We start from the raw sequence: 21922 nt of genomic DNA, 5'->3' as shown, positions 1-21922 counted from the left end.
GCCTGAACCACGGATTCGAGCGGATTTTTCGGAGTAGTCGGCTTTTGTGGACGAGTATTTCTCAATTGATTTCGTTGTCCCAACGCCTAAATTATTAAGCAGAAAAGCCACCCGCTTGGGTGGCTTTTCTTATTCCAAAGAGTACGTCCACAAAAGCCGACTACTCCGAAAAATCCGCTCGAATCCGTGGTTCAGACATTAATACAAAAACAGAAACATCCCGAAAAGCGCTAACCATAGCACATCGATGAAGTGCCAATAGGTGAGCAGCGCCCGCAGCTGGCGCAAATGGTAGGGGTTGCGGATGAAGACGAGCGTGCGCACGGCATCGCGGCTGGCGTGCAGCGTGCGCAGCAGGTGCACCAGCAAAAAAATGAGCCCCGCCAGTACGTGGGCCACGTGCAGCCCCGAGATAACGTAGACAAACGTGCCGCTGCGCTCACCCGAAAACAGCACGCCCTGCTGCAACAGCTCGCGCCAGCCCTGCACCTGCAAGCCGCTAAAAATGCACCCTAGCAGCAGCGTAGCCCCGAGGCAGCGCACCAGCGCGTGGAGGTCGTCGGTGCGGTAGAGGCGCGGCGCCTGCGCCAGCGTGTAAGACGACACCAGCAGCACCACCGTGCTCAGCGAAAAGTAGCGCGGAAACGGGTGCAGCCCGCGCGGCACCCCGCTCTGCGCCCGCGAGACGATGTACATGGCTACCAGCGTCACAAACAGCATCGTGCTGCCCAGCAGTGCCAGGTAGAGCAGCATCAAGAGGGGGGGCACGCGCTCGATGCGGCTGAACGCCGAACTGCCAGCGGGCCGGCGGCCGGTGCCTAAGGGGGTATTACGGTCGTCGCGGGGGGCTTGCACGATGGCTAAGTTACGGCAAAAAGAAACTCCTCTCTGTAAGGCAAAAAGGCGGTTTTTTGTTCGGTATTCCGTGTGCTCTATTAGCGCAATCGGGTGTAAAAACGCATGCTTGCCTCTGCCTTTTGTGCCGCCAGGTCCCTTGCCGTTCAATGCAGGGACTGGCGCAAGGATACCTCTCTACACCCAATCGCGCTGACGGCTCTCCCTGGCAATTTCACTTAAAAAACGAGCCTATCTTGCCCAGCACCGCGTTTAGCGTAATCTTGGGTCCGTTGCGGTCGGGCAGGCCAAACGTGGCGTAGGTTTTGCCGGCCACGCGCAGGTCGAGCACCAGGCCCAGGCGGCGCGCCAGCCAGTGTAGCTGCTCCAGGGGGTCGGCGCCGGGCTTTTTGGGGGGCTTGGGGGTGCCCGGCGGCTGGGGCGGGCCGCTCGTGATGAGGTCGAGCACCTGCTGGCTAGGCACGTTGAGAATGAGGTAGGAGCCCGAGGCCGCCAGCTGAATATCGTGCCCGCCCGGCCAGGTGAGCACCAGCCGGGCTTCTACGTCGAGGGCCCTAGCCACGCGGCGCGTTGGCGTCGGGAGCCGGCGAAATGAGCGGGGCGCTGGCCGCCGGGGCCTCGCCCCTGGTGCGGATGCGCAGGGCCCCATTGAGCTTCCAGGTGGCCGGCACGCCGGCGGGGTTGGCCGAGTTGGGCACTTGCAGCTCTACTTGGTCGAAGTTCAGGTTGAGCTCGACGCCGCCCGAGAGCTTGGTGAGCAGCGAGGCGGCCGTTTCGGCCCAGGAAGTGGCGGATTGGTCAGGCATGGAGTAAGAAGTAAAAGAAACGAAGGTGCGTCGGCTATCGCCGCGCGGGGCTGCAAAGCAAGCTTGCCCGCTCGTAAAGCCCAAACGCAACCGCCGGGCTAGGGTTGTCGTTGCACGAAGCAGTGTATTTTTGCCCCACATCTGGTTTTGCCGTTTTTTCTACGCCCATGAAATTCTTTGCCTGGTTCGCCGTCGCTACCATCGCCTTCCTGCTCCTTGCCCGCTTCAAGCCTCAGGCTCCGGCCGAGCCCATTATCCCGACCGAGGCGAAGGAAGCCCAGGGCCACCCCGGCGAGGAAAATGCCCCGCCCGCCCGCACCGAGGAGCAAGGCGAGCGCGATGCCCAGAAGGGCGGCAGCACGTACTTCGTGGTGCCCGGCCACGCGCTGTCGAACGCCGCGTAAGCGCCTTTGGCCCACCTACCAGAACGTCATGCTGAGCTTGTCAAAGCCCCTCTACCGCGCCAGTCGCACTGTTCGGTAGAGAGGCTTCGACAAGCGCAGCATGACGTTCTTTTGTTGAATTGCCGCCCGTTTACGCTAGCCCCCTACCCCGCCCTATGGACCCGCAAGCCCGCATTCAGGAGCTGACCCAGCGCCTGCACTACCTCAACACGCAGTACTACCAGCACGACATCTCCGAAGTGTCGGACCAGGAGTTTGACCAGATGCTGGCCGAGCTCAACCAGCTCGAAAAAGCCCACCCGGAGCTGGCGCAGCCCAACTCGCCCACCCAGCGCGTGGGCGGCACCATCACCAAGCAGTTTGAAACCGCCCGGCACCGCTACCCCATGCTGAGCCTGGGTAATACGTACTCGGAAGACGACCTGCGCGAGTTTGACGAGCGGGTGCAGCGCGGACTCGAGGGTGCTCCGTACACCTATGTATGCGAGCAGAAATTCGACGGCGTGGCCATGAGCCTGAGCTACCAGAGCGGCGAGCTGAGCCAGGGCGTGACGCGCGGCGATGGCACCCGCGGCGACGTAGTTACGGCCAATGTGCGCACTATTCGCACCTTGCCACTACACCTGCACGGCAGCTTCCCAGCCGATGTCGAAGTGCGCGGCGAGGTTTTTATGCCCAACCAGGTCTTCAACGACCTCAACCAGGAGCGCGAGCAAAACGGCGAAGCCCTGCTGGCCAACCCCCGCAATGCCGCCAGTGGCACGCTCAAGCTGCAAGACTCGGCCCAGGTAGCGGCGCGGCGCCTGCGCTTCTACGCCTACTCGGTGCTCACGCCGGGCCGGCACTTCGCCAGCCATAGCGAAAGCCTGGAGGCCGCCGCGGCCTGGGGCCTGCCGGTGTCGCCCACCTGGCGGCGCTGCGCCAACTTGCAGGAGGTACTCGACTACATCCACGAGTGGCAGCAAAAGCGTTTCTCCCTGCCCGTGAACACCGATGGCATCGTGATTAAGGTCGATGACCTGCGCCAGCAAGACCAGCTAGGCCTCACGGCCAAGAGCCCGCGTTGGGCCATCGCCTACAAATACCCCACGGCCGCGGCCCGCACCCGCCTCAATGAGATTATCTACAACGTGGGCCGCACCGGCGCCGTGACGCCCGTTGCGCTGCTCGACCCCGTGCCCCTAGCGGGCACCACCGTGAAGCGCGCCAGCGTCCACAACGCCAACCAGATAGCTCTGCTCGACCTACGCCTCGGCGACATGGTTTTCGTAGAGAAAGGCGGCGAGATTATCCCGAAAATCACCGGCGTAGACCTGGCCGCTAGGCCCGCCGAAGCCGTGCCCGTGCGCTTTCCTACTGAGTGCCCGGCCTGCGGCACGCCGCTGGTGCGCCCCGAGGGCGAGGCCCACTTTCGCTGCCCCAACGAGCGCGGCTGCCCGCCCCAGCTCAAGGCCCGGCTAGAGCACTATGTGAGCCGCAAAGCCTTGAACATCGACGGCTTGGGGGCCGAAACCGTGGGCCGCTTCTTCGACCTGGGAATGGTTATGACGCCCGCCGACATCTACGACCTGCCCCAGCGTCGCCCCGAACTCATAAACCTGGAGCGCCTGGGTGAAAAGTCGATTGACAACCTCATCGCGGGCATCGAGAAGAGTAAAACTGTGCCCTTCGAGCGGGTGCTCTTCGGCCTAGGCATCCGCTACGTGGGCGAAACCGTGGCCCAGAAGCTGGCCCAGCACTACCGTACCATCGGCGCCATGCTGGCCGCCTCGGCCGAGGAGCTGGCGGCCGTGCCCGAAGTAGGCGGCGTCATTGCCGACTCGCTGGCCCTCTGGAGCCAACAGCCCGAAAACCAGGCCCTAGTGGCCCGCCTGGCGGCCGCCGGTGTGCAGCTCGAAGTAACGGGCGAGCCGCCCAAGGCCGTGAGCGACCGCCTGGCCGGCCTCACCTTCGTGCTCTCGGGTGTGTTTGAAAACTACAGCCGCGAACAGCTGCAAAGCCTCATTCAGCAGCACGGCGGCAAAATCACGAGCTCTATCTCGAAGAAGCTGAGCTACCTGGTAGCCGGCGACAACATGGGTCCCGCCAAGCTCGAAAAGGCTACCACGCTCAAGGTGCCGATTATTTCGGAAACCGAGCTATTAGCCCTGTTGCCGCTGGCCGAATAGCGCGCAAGGTGTCGCGGAGTAAAAAGAGGTTTCGCAAGGGTTGGCAGAACGTCAACCTTGCGAAACCTCTTTTTACTCCGCGACACCTTGCGCTTTTATTTGGTAAAGTCGGGCACCACCTCCACAAACATGGGCGTGGGTACGCGCACCGATTTGCCAGAGGGCGTAAGCTTACCGGTCTGCTTGTCAACCATATAAGTAAATACATCTTCCGACTTCTGATTGGCTACCAGCAGCACGCGCCCGCTAGGGTCAAGGGCGAAGTTGCGGGGCCAGTTGCCCTGCGTGCTCACGTGCTGCACTAGGGTCAGGTGCCCGTCGGCGGGCGCAATGCTAAACACGGCCAAGCTATTATCGCCCCGGTTGGAGGTATAAACAAACCGGCCGTCGGGGCTCACGTGCACGTCGGCGCCCGCGTTTTCGCCGCTGAAGCCAGCCGGCAGCGTGCTCAGCGTCTCCATTTCCTGAAACGTGCCAGCCTTGGCATCGTAGGTTAGCGCCACTAGGGTCGAGTTGAGCTCGTTTTCGAGGTAAGCCCAGCGGCCATTGGGGTGAAACGTGAGGTGGCGCGGCCCCGAGCCGGGCTTGCCCGTGAACGCTGGCGCGGGCTGCAAGCGCAGTTGCCCGGTAGCAGCATCGAGCTGATAGCCATACACTTTGTCCGTGCCCAGGTCGGCGGAGAAAACGTAGCGATTGTCAGGCGCGGGCAGGAAGCTGTGGGCGTGCGGCTTGTCCTGATTTTTGTGCGGGCCAGTGGGCGGCTGGTGCTGGTCGGTAGCACTGGGTGGGGCTAGCTGGCCGTCGGGGCGCACGGGCAGCACCGCCACGTTGCCACTCGAATAGTTGGCTACCAAGGCATTCTTACCCGTGCGGTCGAGGCTGATGTAGCAGGGCGAGGCGCCCGTGGAGGGCTGCTGACTGAGCATGGTCAGCATGGCGGTGCGCGGGTCAATAGCCAATGCGCTCACGCCCCCGCCAGGTGCTCCCTGAAAGGTCTGGGTTTCACTCACCGCGTAAAGGTGGCGGTGCGCGGCGTCCATGGTCAGGTAGGTGGGCTGCGCCCCGCCCTTCATGGCCCCTAGCGACTGCAGCTCGCCGGTGGCCGGACTGAGGCGATAAAGATAAATGGTATTCTCTTGTGGATTAGCTACGTTGGTACCGATATACACCAGGTAACCGCCGTTGCTGGCGGTGGTGGGCACGGTGCGGGCGCAGCTAGCTAGCCCGGCAGCGGCCAGGCCAGCGGCTAGCACGCGCCAGCCGCTGGCCGAAAAAAGAGCGGAAGGAAACATTAGGAAATGTCGAAAAGGAGAGCTGCAAAGATGCGGCCGTCACTCGCGTTTCGCACTGCGGCCTTCGTAGTATCCACTCTTCACAAGCCTTGGTGGCTTGGCGCATCGCCCGGGCGTGGCCAATGCGTTAGCTCATCGTGGAGCTTAGTCCAGCGCTACGCGTGCTCCGGTCAGCTGCAAGTCAGTTTTCAGAACGCGGCCCGCCGATACATCCGCCGCCAGGGGCTGCCCGCCGCCTATAAATAGCTGCACCTTCCCGGCCAGCTCGGCACGCCGGGCCAGGGCGTCGAGCCGCGAAAGCTGGCGGGGCGTGAGCGTAAACTGCACCGTCTTTTTCTCGCCGGCTTGCAGGCTGATGCGCCGAAAGCCCTCCAGGGCGTGCCTAGCCACGCGCCCGGTAGCACCGGGGTGGCGCACGTAGAGCTGCACCACCTCCTCGCCGGCGCGCGGGCCGGTGTTCTGCACCTGCACGCTTACCCGGACGGGCTGGCCGGTTACGGGCTTACTCAGTACCTGCAAGCCGCTGTATTTGAAGGTGGTATAACTCAGGCCAAAACCAAACGGAAACAGCGGCTCGCCACTGAAGTAGCGGTAGGTGCGGCCGGCCATGCTGTAATTGTCGAAGGCCGGCAACTGCGTTTCTGACTTGTAGAATGTCACCGGCAGGCGGCCAGCGGGGTTGTAGTCACCAAAAAGCACGTCGGCCAGGGCTGTGCCGGCAGCCTGCCCGCCATACCAGGTATTGAGGATGGCCGGCAGGTGCGCGGCCTCCCAGGGCGTGGCGAGGGCGCTGCCCGTCATCAGGGCCAGCACCACGGGCTTGCCGGTGCTGTGCAGCACTTTCAGCAGGTCGGTTTGCACCTGCGGCAGGCCGATGGTGGTGCGGTCGCCGCCGCTGAAGCCGGGCACGTCCACCTTCATTTCCTCGCCTTCGAGCCGGGGCGAAATGCCGCCCACGAAAATGAGCGCGTCGGCGTCCTGCACCTTAGCCAGAATATTGGCCGCATTCATGGGCACCACTTTCGCGCCCGTAAACTTGAGGATGGTGCGGCGGTCGGTTTGGAAATACTCCAGCCGCAGGTCCAGCGGCAGGCCTTTGGTCACCGTCAGCACGTGCTGGCGGGTCGATACGCCGCGGCTAGCCCAGGCGTCGAGCACTTGTTTGCCATTAACAAAAAGGCGGTAACCGTCATCTCCCGTGATTTGCAGGGCTAGCTCTCCGCTGGTTTCCGGGGTGAAGGTGGTTTGGTAGCGGGCCGAAAAATTTTCGGCGGGCAGGCCGGGTGCCACCTCCATTTTCACGTTGGCGAGGTAGCGGTCGAGGCTAGCTTCCTGGCGCGTAGCCACGGCGGGGCCTTCCAGACCGGTACCTTTAAAATACTCGGCGTGAAAGCCCGGCTGGCCATTATAGGCCAGCTGCTTGCTGAGGTCGAGCGGCTCGTACACTGTGTTGCTGGCGTAGTCTACCCCCTGCACATACACCACTTCGGTACCCGGCCCCACCTTGGCCCGAATGCCCGCGAGCGGCGTCACGATGCGGGTCGGAAAGCCGTTGTAGTTGCCAAGCTGCACGTTCTCGTTGTCGGCGTTGGGGCCTAGCACCACGATTTTCTTCAGGTTTTTGCGCAGCGGCAGCGTGTTCTTCTCATTTTTAAGGAGCACCACCGATTCGCGCGCCATTTTCAACGCGTGGGCCTGGTGCGGCGCGCTCTCCACCACACTCAGCGGAATCTGGGCGTACTTCACGCGCTCCACCGGGTCGAACATGCCGAGCTGAAACCGGATTTTATACAGCCGCTTCACCGACACGTCGAGCTGCTGCTCACTGATGAGCTTTTTTTGCACCGATTCGAGCAGCGAGTTATAGGTAAACAGCTTGCCTGTAGCGCACTCAATATCAGTGCCGTGTAGCACGGCGTTGGCAGCGGCGGTGGCGGCGTCGGGGTCGGTTTTGTGGTGCTGCCAGAAGTCGTTGAGCCCGTCGCAGTCGGAGGTGACGTAGCCCTTGAACTGCCACTTCTTGTATAAGATGTTGGTCATCAAGATGTCGCTGCCGCAGCACGGCTGGCCGGCGTAGGCGTTGTAGGCGCACATCACGCCGGCCACCTTGGCGTCCACTATCAGGTCGCGGAAGGCCGGCAGGTAGGTGTCCCACAGGTCGTAGTCGCTGATTTTGGCGTTGAACTCGTGGCGCAGCTGCTCGGGGCCGCTGTGCACGGCAAAATGCTTGGCGCAAGCCGTAATTTTCAAGTATTTGGGGTCATCGCCCTGAAAGCCTTTCACCAGCGCCGAACCCATCTGGCCGGTCAGGTACGGGTCTTCGCCATACGTTTCCTGGCCTCTCCCCCAGCGTGGGTCGCGGAAGATGTTGATGTTGGGCGTCCAAAACGTAAGCCCCTGATAAATACCCCGCTCGCCGCGCCGCACGTACTCCTGGTGCACCGCCCGGGCCTCGTCGGAGGTGATGGTGGCCATCTGCAGCATGGCGTCCTTATCAAACGTCGCCGCTAGCCCGATGGCCTGCGGAAACACCGTGGTTTTCATGCTGGTGCGGGCCACGCCGTGCAGCGCCTCATTCCACCAGTTATAGGCCGGAATGCCCAGCCGGTCGATGGCCGGCGAGGCATTTAGCATCTGCGACACCTTTTCGGGCAGCGTGAGGCGGCCCACCAGGTCATCCACCCGCTGGTCAATGGGCAAATCGGGGTTTTGAAAGGGGTACTCGGCGGCAGGCGCGGACGGGCGCTGGGCGCCGCTAGCAGCCAGTAGTACCAAGCCGAAAAGCAGGTGCGATAACTTCATGGGTGGGATATAAAAATGAGTGTAGAACGCGGGCGACAACTCAGCCCTGGCCTCTCTGTGGGAGAGGAGCCAGGGCTGAGGTTACCGTTGGCCCAGACTGCCAGCCGCCCCCTGGTCTTTGGCTGGGGCAGTGGCAGGCGGCCCCAGGTAGCTGGTGGGCACCGTTCCCTGGCTCACCACCAGCTTTTCGAGCACCACGCCGGGGTCCACGCGCCAGAATTTGAGTACGTGCGCGCCCGCGGCGGCCACAGTGTGCTGCGACGTTTTCAGGATAATGTTTTCGGCCACCGCCCTTTCCCAGGGTCTGTTGCCATTATCGGGAGTAAGGCCGGTGTGCAGGTTGATAAGCTGCGGCGCCTCGTCGTCAATCGATACGGCGTAGCGCAGGCCGGTGGTGTTGGTGAAGTCCAGGGTTGGCGCCAGGTAGGCGCTCACCGTCACGGGCCCGGCCTGCGCCAGGTTGAGGCGGTATTCCAGGTGCGGGCTAGCCCCGCCCGGCGCGGCTGTGGGGGCCGCCGTGACCGGAAACGTGGTGACCGCCCCGGCCGTGCGGCCCAGGTCGGGCAGCCGCTGCCAGGTAATAGGACCCGCATTCACAGCCTGGGTGTAGTGCTCGGCATCGAGCGACACGTAGTCGGCCTTGCCGGGGGCGGCCGGGCTAGTGGGCGCGGCAATAGCAGTGGCACCGGCGGGCAGCGTCACTACCTCGGGCATTACGTCTTTGGGCTCGTCGTGCCAGGCTTTGTAGCCAATGTGCATCTGGTCCATCATGTGGTGCCACTTGCCGCCCGCGATGTCGTTGTAGCGGCGCGAAATCTCGGCGTCTTCCGCAAATAGACGTTGGGCCTGAGCCGCAAAGTCATTGGTAGCGGGCTGATTAGTTTTGGCAGCCTCGTGGTTGCGGGCCACCATGTAGTACAACAGATTAAGGTTATCACAGGCCAGCACCGGGTGCAGCACCAGTTCGAAGTACGCGTCTTGGTCGGCAGCGGGAAGTTTTGCCCCGATAGCCTCAGCGCGGGCGGCCAGCGCGTCGTAGTCTCGCACCACGCTAGCCCACTCGCCGGTGGCCAGGCTGTAGGTGTTGGCATCGAGCAGTTCGGGCTTGCGGCGGCCGTTGTACTTCGCATATTTGGCCAGGATGTCGGCAATATCAGCCGCGTACTTCGGGCCAAACTGCTGGCTGGCCCAGCGCTGGGTATAGGCCGCTACGCCGCTGGCGGGCAGCGCGTCGGGGTTCCAGGCGTAGTCGAGGAAGAAGCTAATAGGCAGCTCCATCGGCTTGAGGTCGCCCACGTTCACCACCCAAATCTGGTTGGCGCCGTACTCGTGGGCCAGGTGCATCTGTTCCCACACGCGCGGCAGCGGGTTCGTGTTCAGCCACTTGTAGTTGCGCGGCCCACCCACGTAGTCGAAGTGGTAGTAGATGCCGTAGCCGCCCTTGCGGGGCTTGTCGCCGAGCTTGGGCAGTTTGCGTAGGTTACCCCAGTTGTCGTCGCACAGCAGCAGGGTCACGTCGTCGGGCACGCGCATGCCCTTGTCGTAGTACTCCTGCACTTCCTTGTAAAGGGCCCACACCTGGGGCGTCTGGTCGGCGGGCTTGTGAGTTTCTTCGGCTATAATCTGGCGCTGGTCGGCCACTATCTTTTCGAGCAGCGCCGTGTTGCTTTCGCGGCTCATGGGCTCGTCGCCGTCGCCGCGCATGCCGATGGTCACCAGGGTTTCTTTGGTGCCCATGTTGCGGATACCCTGGCGCCAAAACTCCTGCAGCACCGGCGCGTTGGTTTGGTAATTCCATGCGCCCGTGCCGTAGCGCTTCCACTCCTGCTGGGCGCGGTCCATGGGCTCGTGATGCGAGGTGCCCATCACAATACCGTAGGTATCAGCCAGCACAGGGTCGGTTTTATCGTCGTCGCTGAAGGCATTGCCCCACATGGCCGGCCAGAGGTAATTGCCTTTGAGCCGGAGAATCAGCTCAAACATGTGCTCGTAGGCGCCGTGGTTCACGCCCCCAAACTTCTCCTTGGCCCAACCTGAAAAGGCCGGCGCTTCGTCGTTGATGAAAATGCCGCGGTACTTCACCTTGGGCTCGCCCTGCGTATGCCGGCCGGCGGCCACGTAGAGGCTGCTTTGGTGCGGCGTGGGCACGTCGGCCCACCAGTACCACGGCGACACGCCCATCTGCTGCGACAAGTCGTAGAGGCCGTAGATGGTGCCGCGCTTGTCGCTACCCGCCACTACCAGCGCGCTGGCCACGCCCGGCATGGGGTTGGCTACGGTTTGTACAATAAACTTCTCCCACTTGCCGCGCAGCTCGCTAGGGTTGAGTTTGCCGGCATGCACCAGCTTGTCAATCAAGGGGCTGTGCCCGAGCGTGCCGACGAGCACGACCGGCCGCGCCCCGCTAGGGGCATCGGTGCGCAGAGCGGGCTCCAGCCCGGTCACGCGCTTCACATCGGCCTGCACATCGTGGAGGGTCCGCAACACGCCCGGCCAGTCGCTGGCGCTGGCATACAGCGTGGCAGCCTTGCCATCGGCGACCAGCGGAAAGCTGCCGGTCATTTTCTTGGTCGAGATATAGTGCTCGGCGAGCGGCGCAGCGGGTTGCTGAGCCACTGCCAGGGCGGGCAGCAACAAGAGCAGCGCGCCGTGGCGAAGGGTAGTTAGGGTGGCTTTCATACTGGTAGTAAGCAATGGCTACCCCGCCACATGTGGGCTGGGGCAACCGCTAGGGCCTTAAAACTTGACAACCTCGTAGTAAGCCGGCTTGGGCTTGAAATTCTCGTCGAACAGCAGCGGGTGGTTTTTGCGCCCCACCACCGGATAGGTATCGAGCCAGGAGTAGTGGTCGGAGATGTTCCAGAACGTGACACCCGTGAGGCGACCCGCCTTAGCTTCGTCACGGAAAACCTTGAAAAACATAGCGTATTGCGCGCTTTGCTTGGCCTGCATGTCGGGGGTGTAGGCGTCCGACTCGTCGGGGCGCTTGGCGCGGCGGTCCTTCTCCCAGGGGTACACCGACACGTCGAGCTCGGTCACCTGCACTTTGAGCCCTAGCGAGGCGAAGCGCTCGATGGTGGTGCGCAGCTCCTGCTCGGTGGGCTCGACCAGCGACCAGTGCCCTTGCAGCCCCACGGCGTCGATGGGCACCTTGGCGTCTTTCAGCTTCTTCAACAGCTTGTAAACGCGCTCCATCTTCTCGGGCCGCTCGGTATTGTAGTCGTTGTAGAAAAGCACCGCGCTAGGGTCGGCCGCGTGCGCGTAGCGGAAGGCCTCGGCAATGAAGTCCTCGCCGCAGATTTTATACCAGTCCGAGTTGCGGAGGAACTCGTTGGGGTTGTCAGCAATGGCCTCGTTTACCACATCCCAGGCGTAGATTTTGCCCTTGTAGCGCTTCACCACCGCGTCGATGTGGTCGTGCAGGCGCTTGAGCAGGTGCGCTTTACTCACCTGGCTGCCGTCGGGGTTCTTGAAAATCCACCGGGGCGTTTGCTCGTGCCAGCAGAGGTTGTGGCCGCGCACCTTTAGGTGGTGCGCCTGCGCAAAGTCCACGATGGCATCGGCGGGGCCCCAGTTCCAGCGGGTTGAATCAGGGTGAATGGGTCCCATCTTCATGTCGTTCTCCGGCGTGAGGCTGTTGAACTGCTGCAAGATGAGCGCCACCTCGGCCGGATTTTGCAGGGCGCGTGGCGACACCGCCACGCCCACCGGAAAGTAGCTTTTGTAGTAGTCTTTGAGGCCTTTCTCAGCGGGTGGGCGCTGGCTGGCCGTGAGGCCCGCGACCCCGAGCAGGCTAGCCAGAGCTAGCGCGTAAGCGTTGATTTTCATGTACGTATCGAATTAGCGGAAAAGAAAGCTGACGGCAAAAACAGTAGCGCGGACTTTCAGTCCGCCAGCAAGCAGGGCGCTGCACACTTACGGACTGAAAGTCCGCACTACTGCACTATTGAGTAATAAAAATGCCCGTAGGCACCGCGGCCACGACCCAGCTAGGGGTCGCAACCGCGATGGCTACGGGCATAGTGAGGCGCATGCGCCCCGGGCAGTAAAACCGGCGGCCCCGGCAAGGACCAGCCAGTGGCGGCGGCCTAGCGGCTGCCGAAAGTGGAGGTGAAAACGCACGGAGTTGGTTGCGGGTGGTGGGGTCTCAGAATGCAGGGCTGCATCGGTGACACGCTCGGCGGCTGGGTACCCAGCCACCCGCAACGCGCCGCCTTAGTTGCCCTCGGCTACTACTTGCTTTTTCTCTTCTTCTTGGCCTTGGTCTTCGGGCTGGCCGGCTAGCACGCCCTGGGCACGCTTCACCACATTGGCCACCGTGAAGCCGAATTTCTCAAACAGCTCCTCGGCGGGGGCCGACTCGCCAAAGCGGTTCATGGCAATGATGCCGCCCTCGTCGGTGGTGTACTTGTGCCAGCCAATGGGCGAGCCGGCCTCAATGGCCAGACGCTTCTTGATAGCCGACGGCAGCACCTGCTCGCGGTAGGCTTTGTCTTGGTGCTCAAACAGTTCCCAGCTCGGCATGCTCACTACGCGGGTGGGCGTACCGGCTTTTTCCAGTTCTCCCTGCGCTTCCATTGCCAGCTTCACTTCCGAGCCGGTGGCGATGAGGATGAGCTTGGGCTCGCCGCCCTGGGCTTCGCTCAGGATGTAGGCGCCCTTGCGCACACCCTCGCGGGCCGAGCCGAGCTTGCTCTGGTCAAGAATCGGCAGTTTTTGGCGCGAGAAGATGAGCACGACCGGCGACTTAGGCGTGGTCATGGCGATGCGCCAGGCCTCGGTGCTTTCGTTGGCGTCGGCGGGGCGCAGCACCACGATGTTCGGGATGGTGCGCAGGGCCAGCACCTGCTCTACCGGCTGGTGGGTGGGGCCGTCTTCGCCCAAGCCAATGCTGTCGTGTGTGAACACGAACGTGGCCGTGCTCTCGGCCAGGGCCGTGAGGCGGATAGCCGCGCGCATGTAGTCGCTGAACGTGAGGAAGGTACCGCCGTAGGTACGCAGGCCGCCGTGGTGGGCGATGCCGTTCATGGCCGCGCCCATGGCGTGCTCGCGCACGCCCCACCACACGTTGCGGTTGGCCGGGTGCGCGGGCTGGTAGCTGTCGCTGCCCGCCTTGTCCATCTCGTTCGAGCTAGCCAGGTCGGCCGAGCCGCCGAACATAAACGGCACCGTTTTCTTGATGGCATCCAGGGCTTTGCCCGAAGCCTGGCGGGTAGCCAGCTCGCCATCGGCGGGCGTATATACGGGCAGGTTAGCGTCCCAGCCCTCGGGCAGTTCGCCGGCGAAGGAGAGCTTGAACTGGTGGGCCTCGTCGGCAAATTTCTCGGCGTACTTGGCGAAGTCGGCTTCCCACTGCTTTTGCAGCTCGGCGCCGCGCTGGCCGGGCTGCTTGAGGTGCTCGTACACCTCCTGCGGCACCTGGAAGCTCTGCTCGGGGTCGAAGCCGTAGAACTTCTTGGTGGCCTTCACATTATCGGGGCCTAGCGGCGAGCCGTGCGACTTGCTGGTGCCTGCCAGCGGCGAGCCGAAGCCGATGATGGTGCGCACCGCAATAATCGAGGGCCGGTCGGTCACCGACTGCGCCACCTTGATGGCGTTTTCGATGGCGTCGAGGTCGTTGCCGTCCGTGACGTGCTGCGTGTGCCAGTAGTAGGCATCGAAGCGCTTCATCGGGTTCTCGGTGTAGGTCAGGTTGGTGGGGCCGTCGAGCGAGATGTTGTTATCGTCGTAGAGATAAATCATCTTGTTCAGCTGCAAGTGGCCGGCCAGCGAAGCCGCCTCCGAAGCAATGCCTTCCATCAGGTCGCCGTCGCTCACCAGCACATAGGTGTAGTGGTCCTGCACCGGCGCGTGGCCCTCTTTGTTGTAGAGCGCGCCGAGGTGCGACTCGGCCATGGCCATGCCCAGGCCGTTGGCAAAACCCTGGCCTAGCGGGCCGGTGGTCACCTCCACGCCGGGCGTGATGTGCGACTCGGGGTGGCCGGGCGTCTTGGAGCCCATCTGGCGGAAGTTCTTCAGGTCGTCGAGGCTCAGGTCGTAGCCGTAAAGGTGCAGCAGGCTGTAGAGCAGCGCCGAGCCGTGACCAGCCGACAGGATAAACCGGTCGCGGTTGGGCCAATGCACATCCTTGGGGTTGAAGCGCAGAAAGCGCGACCATACCACGTAGGCCATCGGGGCAGCCCCTAGCGGCAGGCCGGGGTGGCCCGAGTTGGCTTTCTGTACCATATCCACCGATAGCAGGCGGATAGTGTTAACGCTCAATTCATCAATCGAAACGTTGTTGGGATTGGAGTTGCTCATGGGTAAGCGAAAAAGATTGGTAGCGCAAAGGAACGCGGTGTAGCCGCGCCGCACCGCGTTCCTCTACGAATTTTTCGCTAGATGTACTGATTAATGATGCTCTCCAGCCACTCCTGCTTGCCGCTGCGGGGCGTGGGCTCGCCGGTTTCGTGCGCAATGCGGCGCAGGTCTTCCAGCGTGAGGCCCCCCTTTTCGTACTCGGCGCCGTGGCCGGCGTCGAACGAAGCGTAGCGCTCCTGGCGGAATTTCTTGTAGCCCGACTTGCTCAGGATGGCATCGGCCGTCACGAGGGCCCTGGCGAAGGTGTCCATGCCCGCAATGTGGGCGATGAAGATGTCCTCCAAATCGGTCGAGTTGCGGCGCGTTTTAGCGTCGAAGTTGATGCCGCCCTGGGTGATGCCACCGGCCTCCAGGATGATGAGCATGCTCTCGGTCAGCTCGTTGAGGTTGTTCGGGAACTGGTCGGTATCCCAGCCGTTCTGGTAGTCGCCGCGGTTGGCGTCCATGCTGCCGAGCATGCCGGCGTCGGCCGCCACTTGCAGCTCGTGCTGGAAGGTGTGGCCGGCCAGCGTGGCGTGGTTCACTTCCAGGTTCAGCTGGAAGTCTTTGTCCAGGCCGTGCTCCTTCAGGAAGCCGATTACGGTGGCGGCGTCGAAGTCATACTGGTGCTTGGTCGGCTCGGCTGGCTTGGGCTCGATGAAGAACTTGCCTTTGAAGCCCTGCTGGCGGGCGTAGTCGCGGGCCATGGTCAGGAACTTGGCCATGTGCGCCAGCTCGCGCTTCATGTCGGTGTTGAGCAGGGTCATATAGCCTTCGCGACCACCCCAGAACACGTAGTTTTCGCCCCCTAGCGCGATGGTCGCGTCGATGGAGTTTTTCACCTGCGTGCCAGCATGGGCCACCACCGCGAAGTCGGGGTTGGTGCTAGCCCCGTTCATGTAGCGCGGGTTCGAAAACACGTTGGCCGTGCCCCACAGCAGCTTCACGCCGCTTTCCTGCTGCTTGCCCTTGAGGTAATCGACGATGGTGCTCAGGTTGCGCTCATATTCGCTCAGCGAAGCGCCTTCGTCCACCAAGTCGATGTCGTGGAAGCAGTAGTAGGGCGTGCCGAGCTTGGTGAAGAACTCAAACGCCGCATCGGCTTTGTCCTTGGCGCGGCCGATGATGTCGCCCTTCTGGTCCCAGGCAAAGTTCTTGGTGCCGGGGCCGAAGGGGTCGCCGCCGGTGCCTACGAAGGTGTGCCAGTAGGCCGTAGCGAAGCGCAGGTGGTCCTTCATGGTCTTGCCGGCTACCACGCGATTTTCGTCGTACCATTTGAACGCCAGGTGATTATCAGAGTCGCGGCCTTCGTACTTAATCTTGTCGATGCCCTTGAAAAATTCGGAGGTTGCCATGAAAATGGTTGGGGTAATTGGGGTAATTAAGAAGTTCTTAGTTTTGGTTGTTCTGGCGCCGGACCTCATCCCCGACCACTCTCCTTGGGGAGAGGGGCCAGGGGTGAGCAGTCGCTAGCCCCGCCGTGGCTCCCCTCTCCCTAAGGAGAGGGGCCGGGGTGAGGTTTTTACGCTAGCAGCAATTCTGCCGGACGGGTTTCGCGGGCCAGCAGGGTCTGCCAGTCGCTATACATTTGTTGGTATTGCGCCTGCAAAGCGGGCGTCGGCTCTACGGTGCTGATGCGGGCCAGCCCGTTGAATGCCTCTTTGGGACTGGCGTAGATGCCCGCGCCGATGCCCGCGCCGCGCGCCGCGCCCTGGGCCGCGTCGGTGTCGTAGAGCTCCAGCGTCACGTTGCCGCAGTTCACAAACGCCTCGCGGAACACCGGGCTCAGGAACATATTGGCGTGGCCGGCGCGCACGGTTTGCACTTGTACGCCGGAGTTACGCATGATGTCCATGCCGTAGTTCAGCGCATACACGATGCCTTCCTGCGCGGCCCGGATGAGGTGCGGCTGGCCGTGCACGTTAAACTGCAAGCCGTGGAGGCTGGCGGCGGCGGGCCGGTTTTCGAGGATGCGCTCGGCGCCGTTGCCGAAGGGCAGAAACAGCAGACCCTCCGCTCCTACTGGCGCCTGAGCCGCTAGGGTGTTCATCTGGTCGTAGGGCAGGTTGCCCACCGCTTTGCGCAGCCAGCTGTTCAGGATGCCCGTACCGTTGAGGCACATGAGCACGCCGTTTTTGGGCTGCTCGCGGGTGCTATTCACGTGGACAAACGAGTTGACGCGCGAGCGCGGGTCGGCCGTGGTGGTTTCGTTGATACCGTAGACTACGCCGCTGGTGCCGCCGGTGGCGGCTACTTCGCCGGCATTCAGCACATTGAGCGAGAAGGCATTGTTGGGCTGGTCGCCGGCGCGGTAGCTGATGGGCGTGCCGGCAGCTAGGCCCAGTATTTGGGCCGCTTCGGCCGTGAGGCGGCCCTGGATGGCGAAGGTGTCCACCACCTCAGGCAGCAAATCGGCGCTGATACCGTAGTAGTCGAGCAGCTCCTGGGCAATGGCTTGGCGCTTGAAATTCCAGAACACGCCCTCCGAGAGGCCCGATACTGTGGTTTGCATCTGGCCCGTGAGCTGGTAGGCGAGGTAGTCGCCGGGCAGCTGAATCTTGTGAATTTGGGCGTACACCTCCGGCTCATTCTCGCGCACCCACTTCAGCTTGGAAGCGGTGAAGTTGCCCGGCGAGTTCAGGAAGTTTTGCAGGCAAAACTCCTCCCCTAGCTCACTGAAGGCCTCGTTGCCAATTTCGACAGCGCGGCTGTCGCACCAGATGATGGCGGGGCGCAGCACGTGGCCCGACTTATCGAGCAGCACCAGGCCGTGCATTTGGTAGGTGATGCCAATGCCAGCCAGCAGCGAGGCGTCGAAGCCGTAGCTGGCTTGCAGCTTTTTGGTGGCGTTGATGACTTCCTGCCACCAGCGCTCGGGGCGCTGCTCGGCCCAGCCGGGCTGGGGCACGGCCATCTCCATCTCGGTTTCGGGCGAGGTGGCAGCGGCTACGCAACGCCCGGTGGCGATGTCGAGCAACGAGGCTTTAATGGAAGAGCTACCGATGTCGTAGCCGAGTAAATATTTCATATCAAAAGCTATTTAATAGTAAGCAGCGCCGAGGTGGGCTTGGCAGCTCCCAGGGCCAGGCTGCGCGCCGAAGGCAGCGAGCCGCCCACGTATACCGTGACCGGGCCGCTCGGCGTCACGGCGCTGCCGGTTTTATCAATCAAGGCCAGCTGCGCAGGGGTAAGCGTGAAGTTGACCTGCGTGCTAGCCCCCGGTTGGAGGTTCACGCGCTTGAAGCTCTTCAGGGCAAACAGCGGCGTTTGGGTGCCGGCCTTGGGCGGGTGCGTGAGGTAGAGCTGCGCCACTTCATCGGCAGCCACGGTGCCGGTGTTGGTGATAGTTACCGTGACTTCGGCCGACTCTTTTTTGCCAATTTTGGCCTTGCCGAATTTTAGATTCGAGTACGTGAATTTGCCGTAGCTGAGGCCGTAGCCGAACGGATACATGGGCTCGGCGTCGAGGTAGCGGTAGGTGCGGCCCTTCATGCCGTAGCTTTCGTAGGCGGGAAGCTGGGTCAGGCTCTTGGGGAAGGTGACGGGCAGGCGACCCGAGGGCGAAGCCTTGCCAAACACGAGGTCGGCCACGGCGTTGCCGCCTTCCTCACCGGGGTACCAGGTCAGTAGTACGGCGTCGGCCAGCTCGTGCACCTCGCTCAGGTTCATGGGGCTGCCGCCCGTTACGATAGCGATGATGGGCGTTTTGCTGCCCTGGCGCAGCTTTTTGAGAAAATCAATCTGGTTCTGAGGCAGGTTGTAGTCGAGGCGGTCGCCGGCATTGGGCGAGGCGATAGACTCGCCCTCCTCCCCTTCCAATACACCCGTGATGCCCATCACTACGATAATGGCATTGGTCTGCTTAGCTTCGCCGGTGGTCCAGTCGATGGGGTTGATGTTGGGCCGGTCGAGCAGGGCACCCTGCTTGTATTCAATCTGGCTGCCGGGCTGCACGGCGCTCACTAGGCCCTCCAAAACGGTACTCATCTGGCCATTCACGCCGTAGTAGTTGCCGAGCAGCGCTTCCACGCTGGTGGCATTGGGGCCGGTCACGAAGTACTTGCCCAGGTCGGGGCGCAGGGGCAGCACGCCGTTATTTTTCAGCAGCACCATCGACTTCAGGGCTACCTCCTTGGCCAGGGCGCGGTGCGCGGCACTGTTCACTACTTCGGAGCCTAGCCGGTCATAGGGCGTGGCGTTGGGGCCGTCGAATAAGCCCAGCTTAAAGCGCGTGCGCAGCAAGATGGCCAGCGCGCTATCTACCTGGCTTTCCTTGAGCAAGCCCTGATGTACGGCATCGGGCAGTTTGGTATAGGTATCGCCGCAGTTCAGGTCTACGCCGCGCGAGAGGGCTAGCGCGGCAGCTTCGGTCTTGGTCTTGACCGTTTTGTGGCCTTGGTAGAGGTCGTCGAGTGCGCCGCAGTCGCTCACTACGTGGCCCCGGAAGCCCCACTCCTTGCGCAGCACTTGGCTGAGCAAAAACTCGTTGCCGCAGCAGGGCTCGCCGTTGGTACTGTTGTAAGCGCACATCACGGCCTCCACGTTGGCGTCTTTTACCAAGGCCTGGAACGCGGGCAGGTAGGTTTCGCGCAAATCCTGGGGGCTAGCCTCGGCGTTGAACTCGTGGCGCAGGCGCTCGGGGCCGCTGTGCACGGCGTAGTGCTTGGCGCAGGCCGCCACTTTGAGATACTTCGGGTCGGGGCCTTGCAGGCCCTTCACGAACGCGACGCCCAGGCGGCTCGTCAGCGTGGGGTCCTCGCCGTAGGTTTCCTGGCCGCGACCCCAGCGCGGGTCGCGGAAGATGTTGATGTTGGGCGTCCAGAACGTGAGGCCGCCGTATTTCACGTAGTGGTTTTTGGCAATGGCCGCGTTGTACACCGCCCGCGCCTCGTCCGAGATGGCCGTGGCTTCGCGCAAAGCCAGGTCGTCGTCAAACGTAGCCCCTAGCCCGATGGCCTGCGGAAACACCGTGGCCGGGGCCGAGCGGCCCACGCCGTGCAACGCCTCGTTCCACCAGCTATACGCCGGAATGCCGAGGCGCGGAATGGCCGGGCTCTGGTCGAGCATCTGCTGGGCTTTTTCCTCCAGTGATAATTGCTTGATGAGGTCATTCACCCGCACACTGAGCGGTTGCTTCGCGTCGCGAAACACGGGCGTGGTCTGGGCGTGCGCGCCCAGGCTTGCCAGAGCCAGCAGCGCCAAGCCAGGCAGCGTGAGGGTCGGCCTAAAAGTCATCGGTGCGGAACGTAGAAGTGGGCAGGCCCGCTTTGTTGTACAGATTAGCGCCTTCGGGGTTGTCGGCCCAGGCGTAGCGCACGGCTACGGGCGCGGCCACCTGGTCGCTCCACACCACTACTTTATTGCCCTCGATGCGGGCCTGGGCCCACACAAATTTCTTGTCGGCCCCGGCCACGGCGAAGCCTGTCAGCAGCCCGCCGCCCTTGGCCACCAAGGTGCTGCCGGGGTCGCTGAAGGTGACCGTGATTTTGTTGCCCGTAGTCTGGGCCGATTGGAAAAGCGGCCCCGCAGCCACCACCTGCTTGTCGCCATAGGCAACCTGCTCGGCCGCCAGGGCCAGGCGGTGGCCTACCGTCAGCTTGTCGAGGGGGTGAATGTCATTCCACTCGCCCACATCGAGCAGCACGGCCATGCCGGTGTGCGGCACGGCCAGGGTGCGGCGCTGGGCGTCGCGCAGGGCCGCCCAGCCGCTTTCGCTAGGCTCCTTTTTCACAGCCTGGAAGTTAGGCAGCTGCGCGTAGATAAACGGCAGCGCGGGCCGCTGCGCGTGGGTGCGCCAGTCCTGGATGAGGCCGGTGAGCAGCGCCTGATAATCTTGCGGGTGGCCGGCGTTGCTCTCGCCCTGATACCACAGCACGCCCTTCACGGCGTAGGGCAGGACCGGCGCAATCATGCCATTGTAGAGCCCGCCCGGCTGGTACTGGAACGTAGTAGTGCCGGGCGTGGGCGGCATGGTGCCACCCAGCTTATACTGCCAGGGGCCTTTCAGGTCGATGGTCTGGCCACCGGCCACCAGGCGATACTCCTTGCCCATCGTGAAGCCGCCGCGCCCGCCGTTGCTGATGAGGCGCACCGTAATTACGTTTTTGCCAGCCTTCAGCACGCCGGGTCCGAAGTCGTACTTGCGGGGCGGGTATTGGTAACCGGTAGTGCCCACCAGCTTGCCGTTGATATAAGTAGAGTCGGCATCGATGAGGGTGCCCAGCTCCAGGCGGGCCGGCTGGCCGACCATGCTAGCGGGCACGTCTACTTCTTTCTTAAACCACAGCACGCCGTTGACGGGGCCTAGCGGCGTTCGGTCGGCCCAGTAGCCGGGCACCTGCATGGTAGCCCAGTCGCTGGCGTTATAATCAGCTGCGCTCCACTTGGGCTGGCCGGGCTGCTCGCCCTGGTCAGCCTGGTGCAGGCGCTTGTACCAGTCGGCCACGGCGGCGCCTTCGCGCTGCTTGGTACCGGCCACCAGGGCACTATCGCGGTACTTGGCACCTTGCTGCTCGTAGGTCGGGAATTGCTTCAGGGCGTCGGCGCTTAGCCAAGCCTCGGCCGGCGAGCCCCCCACGGCGTCCTTAATAATGCCGACCGGCACGTTGTATTTGGCTTGAATTTCTTTGGCGAAGAAGTAGGCCACGGCCGAAAACTTGAGGATGCTTTCGGGGGTGGTGGCTACCCAGCTGCCGCCGGTCACGTCGGCCCGCGGGCCATTGAAGGCGTAGGCCATCGGCACCTCAAACTGCCGGATGCGCGGGTTGTTGGCCTGGGCTACTTCCTGGGGATAGCGGTCGCGCACGCGGCTCATGGGCGTTTCCATGTTCGACTGGCCCGAGCACAGCCACACGTCGCCCACCAGCACGTCGCGCACCACTAGGTGGTTGGTGGCGTCGATTTTCAGCTCGTAGGGCCCGCCGGCTTTCTGGGCGGGCAGCTGCACCTGCCAGCGGCCATCGGCGCCAGTGGTGGCGGTGTAGGTTTTGCCTAGCAGGGCCACGCTCACCTTCTCGCCCGGCGCGGCCCAGCCCCAGAGCCGCAGGGGCTGGTCGCGCTGCAGCACCATCCCATCGCTCACAAGGCGGGGCAGGCGCACGGCGGCACGGGCGGCGGGGGCAGCCAGCAAGCCTAGCCCAAGGCTTAGCAAGCCGGCAGACTTTAGACTGAATATGAGTTTATTAGCTAACATAAAGCATCTTTCTAGTACCCCTTCATAAATAAGCCCCGGTTTCGAAGTGAAACCGGGGCTTATT

14 protein-coding genes are annotated in these 21922 nt (G+C 62.9%); 2 read left to right on the top strand and 12 right to left on the bottom strand.

Annotated elements, in window-relative coordinates; all coding sequences use genetic code 11:
* Nucleotides 1–198: 198 nt before the first annotated feature.
* The 3 genes from J4D99_RS16875 to J4D99_RS16865 form a co-directional block, all read right to left on the bottom strand.
* The gene (locus tag J4D99_RS16875; protein ID WP_309509563.1) at nucleotides 199–855 is read right to left on the bottom strand and encodes a cytochrome c oxidase subunit 3; all 657 of its coding nucleotides are present in this window, start codon (nucleotides 853–855) and stop codon (nucleotides 199–201) included.
* 214 nt (nucleotides 856–1069) lie between these two features.
* Nucleotides 1070–1417: a hypothetical protein gene (locus tag J4D99_RS16870; RefSeq protein WP_208132909.1), complete on the bottom strand. Its 348-nt coding sequence runs from the start codon at nucleotides 1415–1417 to the stop codon at nucleotides 1070–1072.
* The gene (locus tag J4D99_RS16865; protein WP_208132908.1) at nucleotides 1410–1661 is read right to left on the bottom strand and encodes a hypothetical protein; all 252 of its coding nucleotides are present in this window, start codon (nucleotides 1659–1661) and stop codon (nucleotides 1410–1412) included. Before J4D99_RS16865 ends, J4D99_RS16870 begins: the two co-directional genes overlap by 8 nt.
* A gap of 167 nt (nucleotides 1662–1828) precedes the next feature.
* Here J4D99_RS16865 and J4D99_RS16860 point away from each other — a divergent pair, with 167 nt between their 5' ends.
* Nucleotides 1829–2065 (top strand): hypothetical protein, encoded by a 237-nt coding sequence (locus tag J4D99_RS16860; RefSeq protein WP_208132907.1) that lies wholly within the window; start codon nucleotides 1829–1831, stop codon nucleotides 2063–2065.
* A 155-nt stretch (nucleotides 2066–2220) separates the two neighbouring features.
* A complete protein-coding gene (ligA, locus tag J4D99_RS16855) occupies nucleotides 2221–4233 on the top strand; it encodes an NAD-dependent DNA ligase LigA (RefSeq protein ID WP_208132906.1) in 2013 nt (670 codons plus the stop codon).
* A gap of 95 nt (nucleotides 4234–4328) precedes the next feature.
* On the opposite strand, the gene J4D99_RS16850 is transcribed toward ligA, so the two are convergent.
* From J4D99_RS16850 to J4D99_RS16810, 9 genes are all read right to left on the bottom strand, one after another.
* Nucleotides 4329–5525 (bottom strand): lactonase family protein, encoded by a 1197-nt coding sequence (locus J4D99_RS16850; RefSeq protein WP_208132905.1) that lies wholly within the window; start codon nucleotides 5523–5525, stop codon nucleotides 4329–4331.
* A 144-nt stretch (nucleotides 5526–5669) separates the two neighbouring features.
* Nucleotides 5670–8327 (bottom strand): glycoside hydrolase family 3 C-terminal domain-containing protein, encoded by a 2658-nt coding sequence (locus J4D99_RS16845; RefSeq protein ID WP_208132904.1) that lies wholly within the window; start codon nucleotides 8325–8327, stop codon nucleotides 5670–5672.
* An 81-nt stretch (nucleotides 8328–8408) separates the two neighbouring features.
* The gene (locus J4D99_RS16840) at nucleotides 8409–11006 is read right to left on the bottom strand and encodes a glycosyl hydrolase 115 family protein (RefSeq protein WP_208132903.1); all 2598 of its coding nucleotides are present in this window, start codon (nucleotides 11004–11006) and stop codon (nucleotides 8409–8411) included.
* A gap of 57 nt (nucleotides 11007–11063) precedes the next feature.
* A complete protein-coding gene (locus tag J4D99_RS16835; RefSeq protein WP_208132902.1) occupies nucleotides 11064–12155 on the bottom strand; it encodes an endo-1,4-beta-xylanase in 1092 nt (363 codons plus the stop codon).
* Nucleotides 12156–12542: 387 nt separating this feature from the next.
* Nucleotides 12543–14627 carry a transketolase gene (gene tkt, locus J4D99_RS16830; RefSeq protein WP_208132901.1) on the bottom strand — a complete coding sequence of 695 codons (2085 nt, stop codon included), beginning with the start codon at nucleotides 14625–14627 and terminating at the stop codon, nucleotides 12543–12545.
* A gap of 77 nt (nucleotides 14628–14704) precedes the next feature.
* Nucleotides 14705–16021 carry a xylose isomerase gene (gene xylA / locus J4D99_RS16825; protein ID WP_208132900.1) on the bottom strand — a complete coding sequence of 439 codons (1317 nt, stop codon included), beginning with the start codon at nucleotides 16019–16021 and terminating at the stop codon, nucleotides 14705–14707.
* Between the two features lie 167 nt (nucleotides 16022–16188).
* Complete coding sequence (locus J4D99_RS16820; protein ID WP_208132899.1) at nucleotides 16189–17694, bottom strand: xylulokinase; 1506 nt, start codon at nucleotides 17692–17694, stop codon at nucleotides 16189–16191.
* A gap of 8 nt (nucleotides 17695–17702) precedes the next feature.
* Nucleotides 17703–19901 carry a glycoside hydrolase family 3 N-terminal domain-containing protein gene (locus tag J4D99_RS16815; protein WP_208132898.1) on the bottom strand — a complete coding sequence of 733 codons (2199 nt, stop codon included), beginning with the start codon at nucleotides 19899–19901 and terminating at the stop codon, nucleotides 17703–17705.
* The gene (locus J4D99_RS16810; protein ID WP_309509562.1) at nucleotides 19891–21795 is read right to left on the bottom strand and encodes a sialate O-acetylesterase; all 1905 of its coding nucleotides are present in this window, start codon (nucleotides 21793–21795) and stop codon (nucleotides 19891–19893) included. The genes J4D99_RS16815 and J4D99_RS16810 overlap by 11 nt, the downstream gene beginning before the upstream one ends.
* Nucleotides 21796–21922 lie beyond the last annotated feature (127 nt).

Source organism: Hymenobacter sp. BT559, from assembly GCF_017571525.1.
In the GTDB taxonomy this organism is placed as follows: Bacteria; Bacteroidota; Bacteroidia; order Cytophagales; family Hymenobacteraceae; genus Hymenobacter; species Hymenobacter ginsengisoli.
Note: the sequence above shows the minus strand (reverse complement) of the source record. Positions and strands in the feature narration are given on the sequence as shown.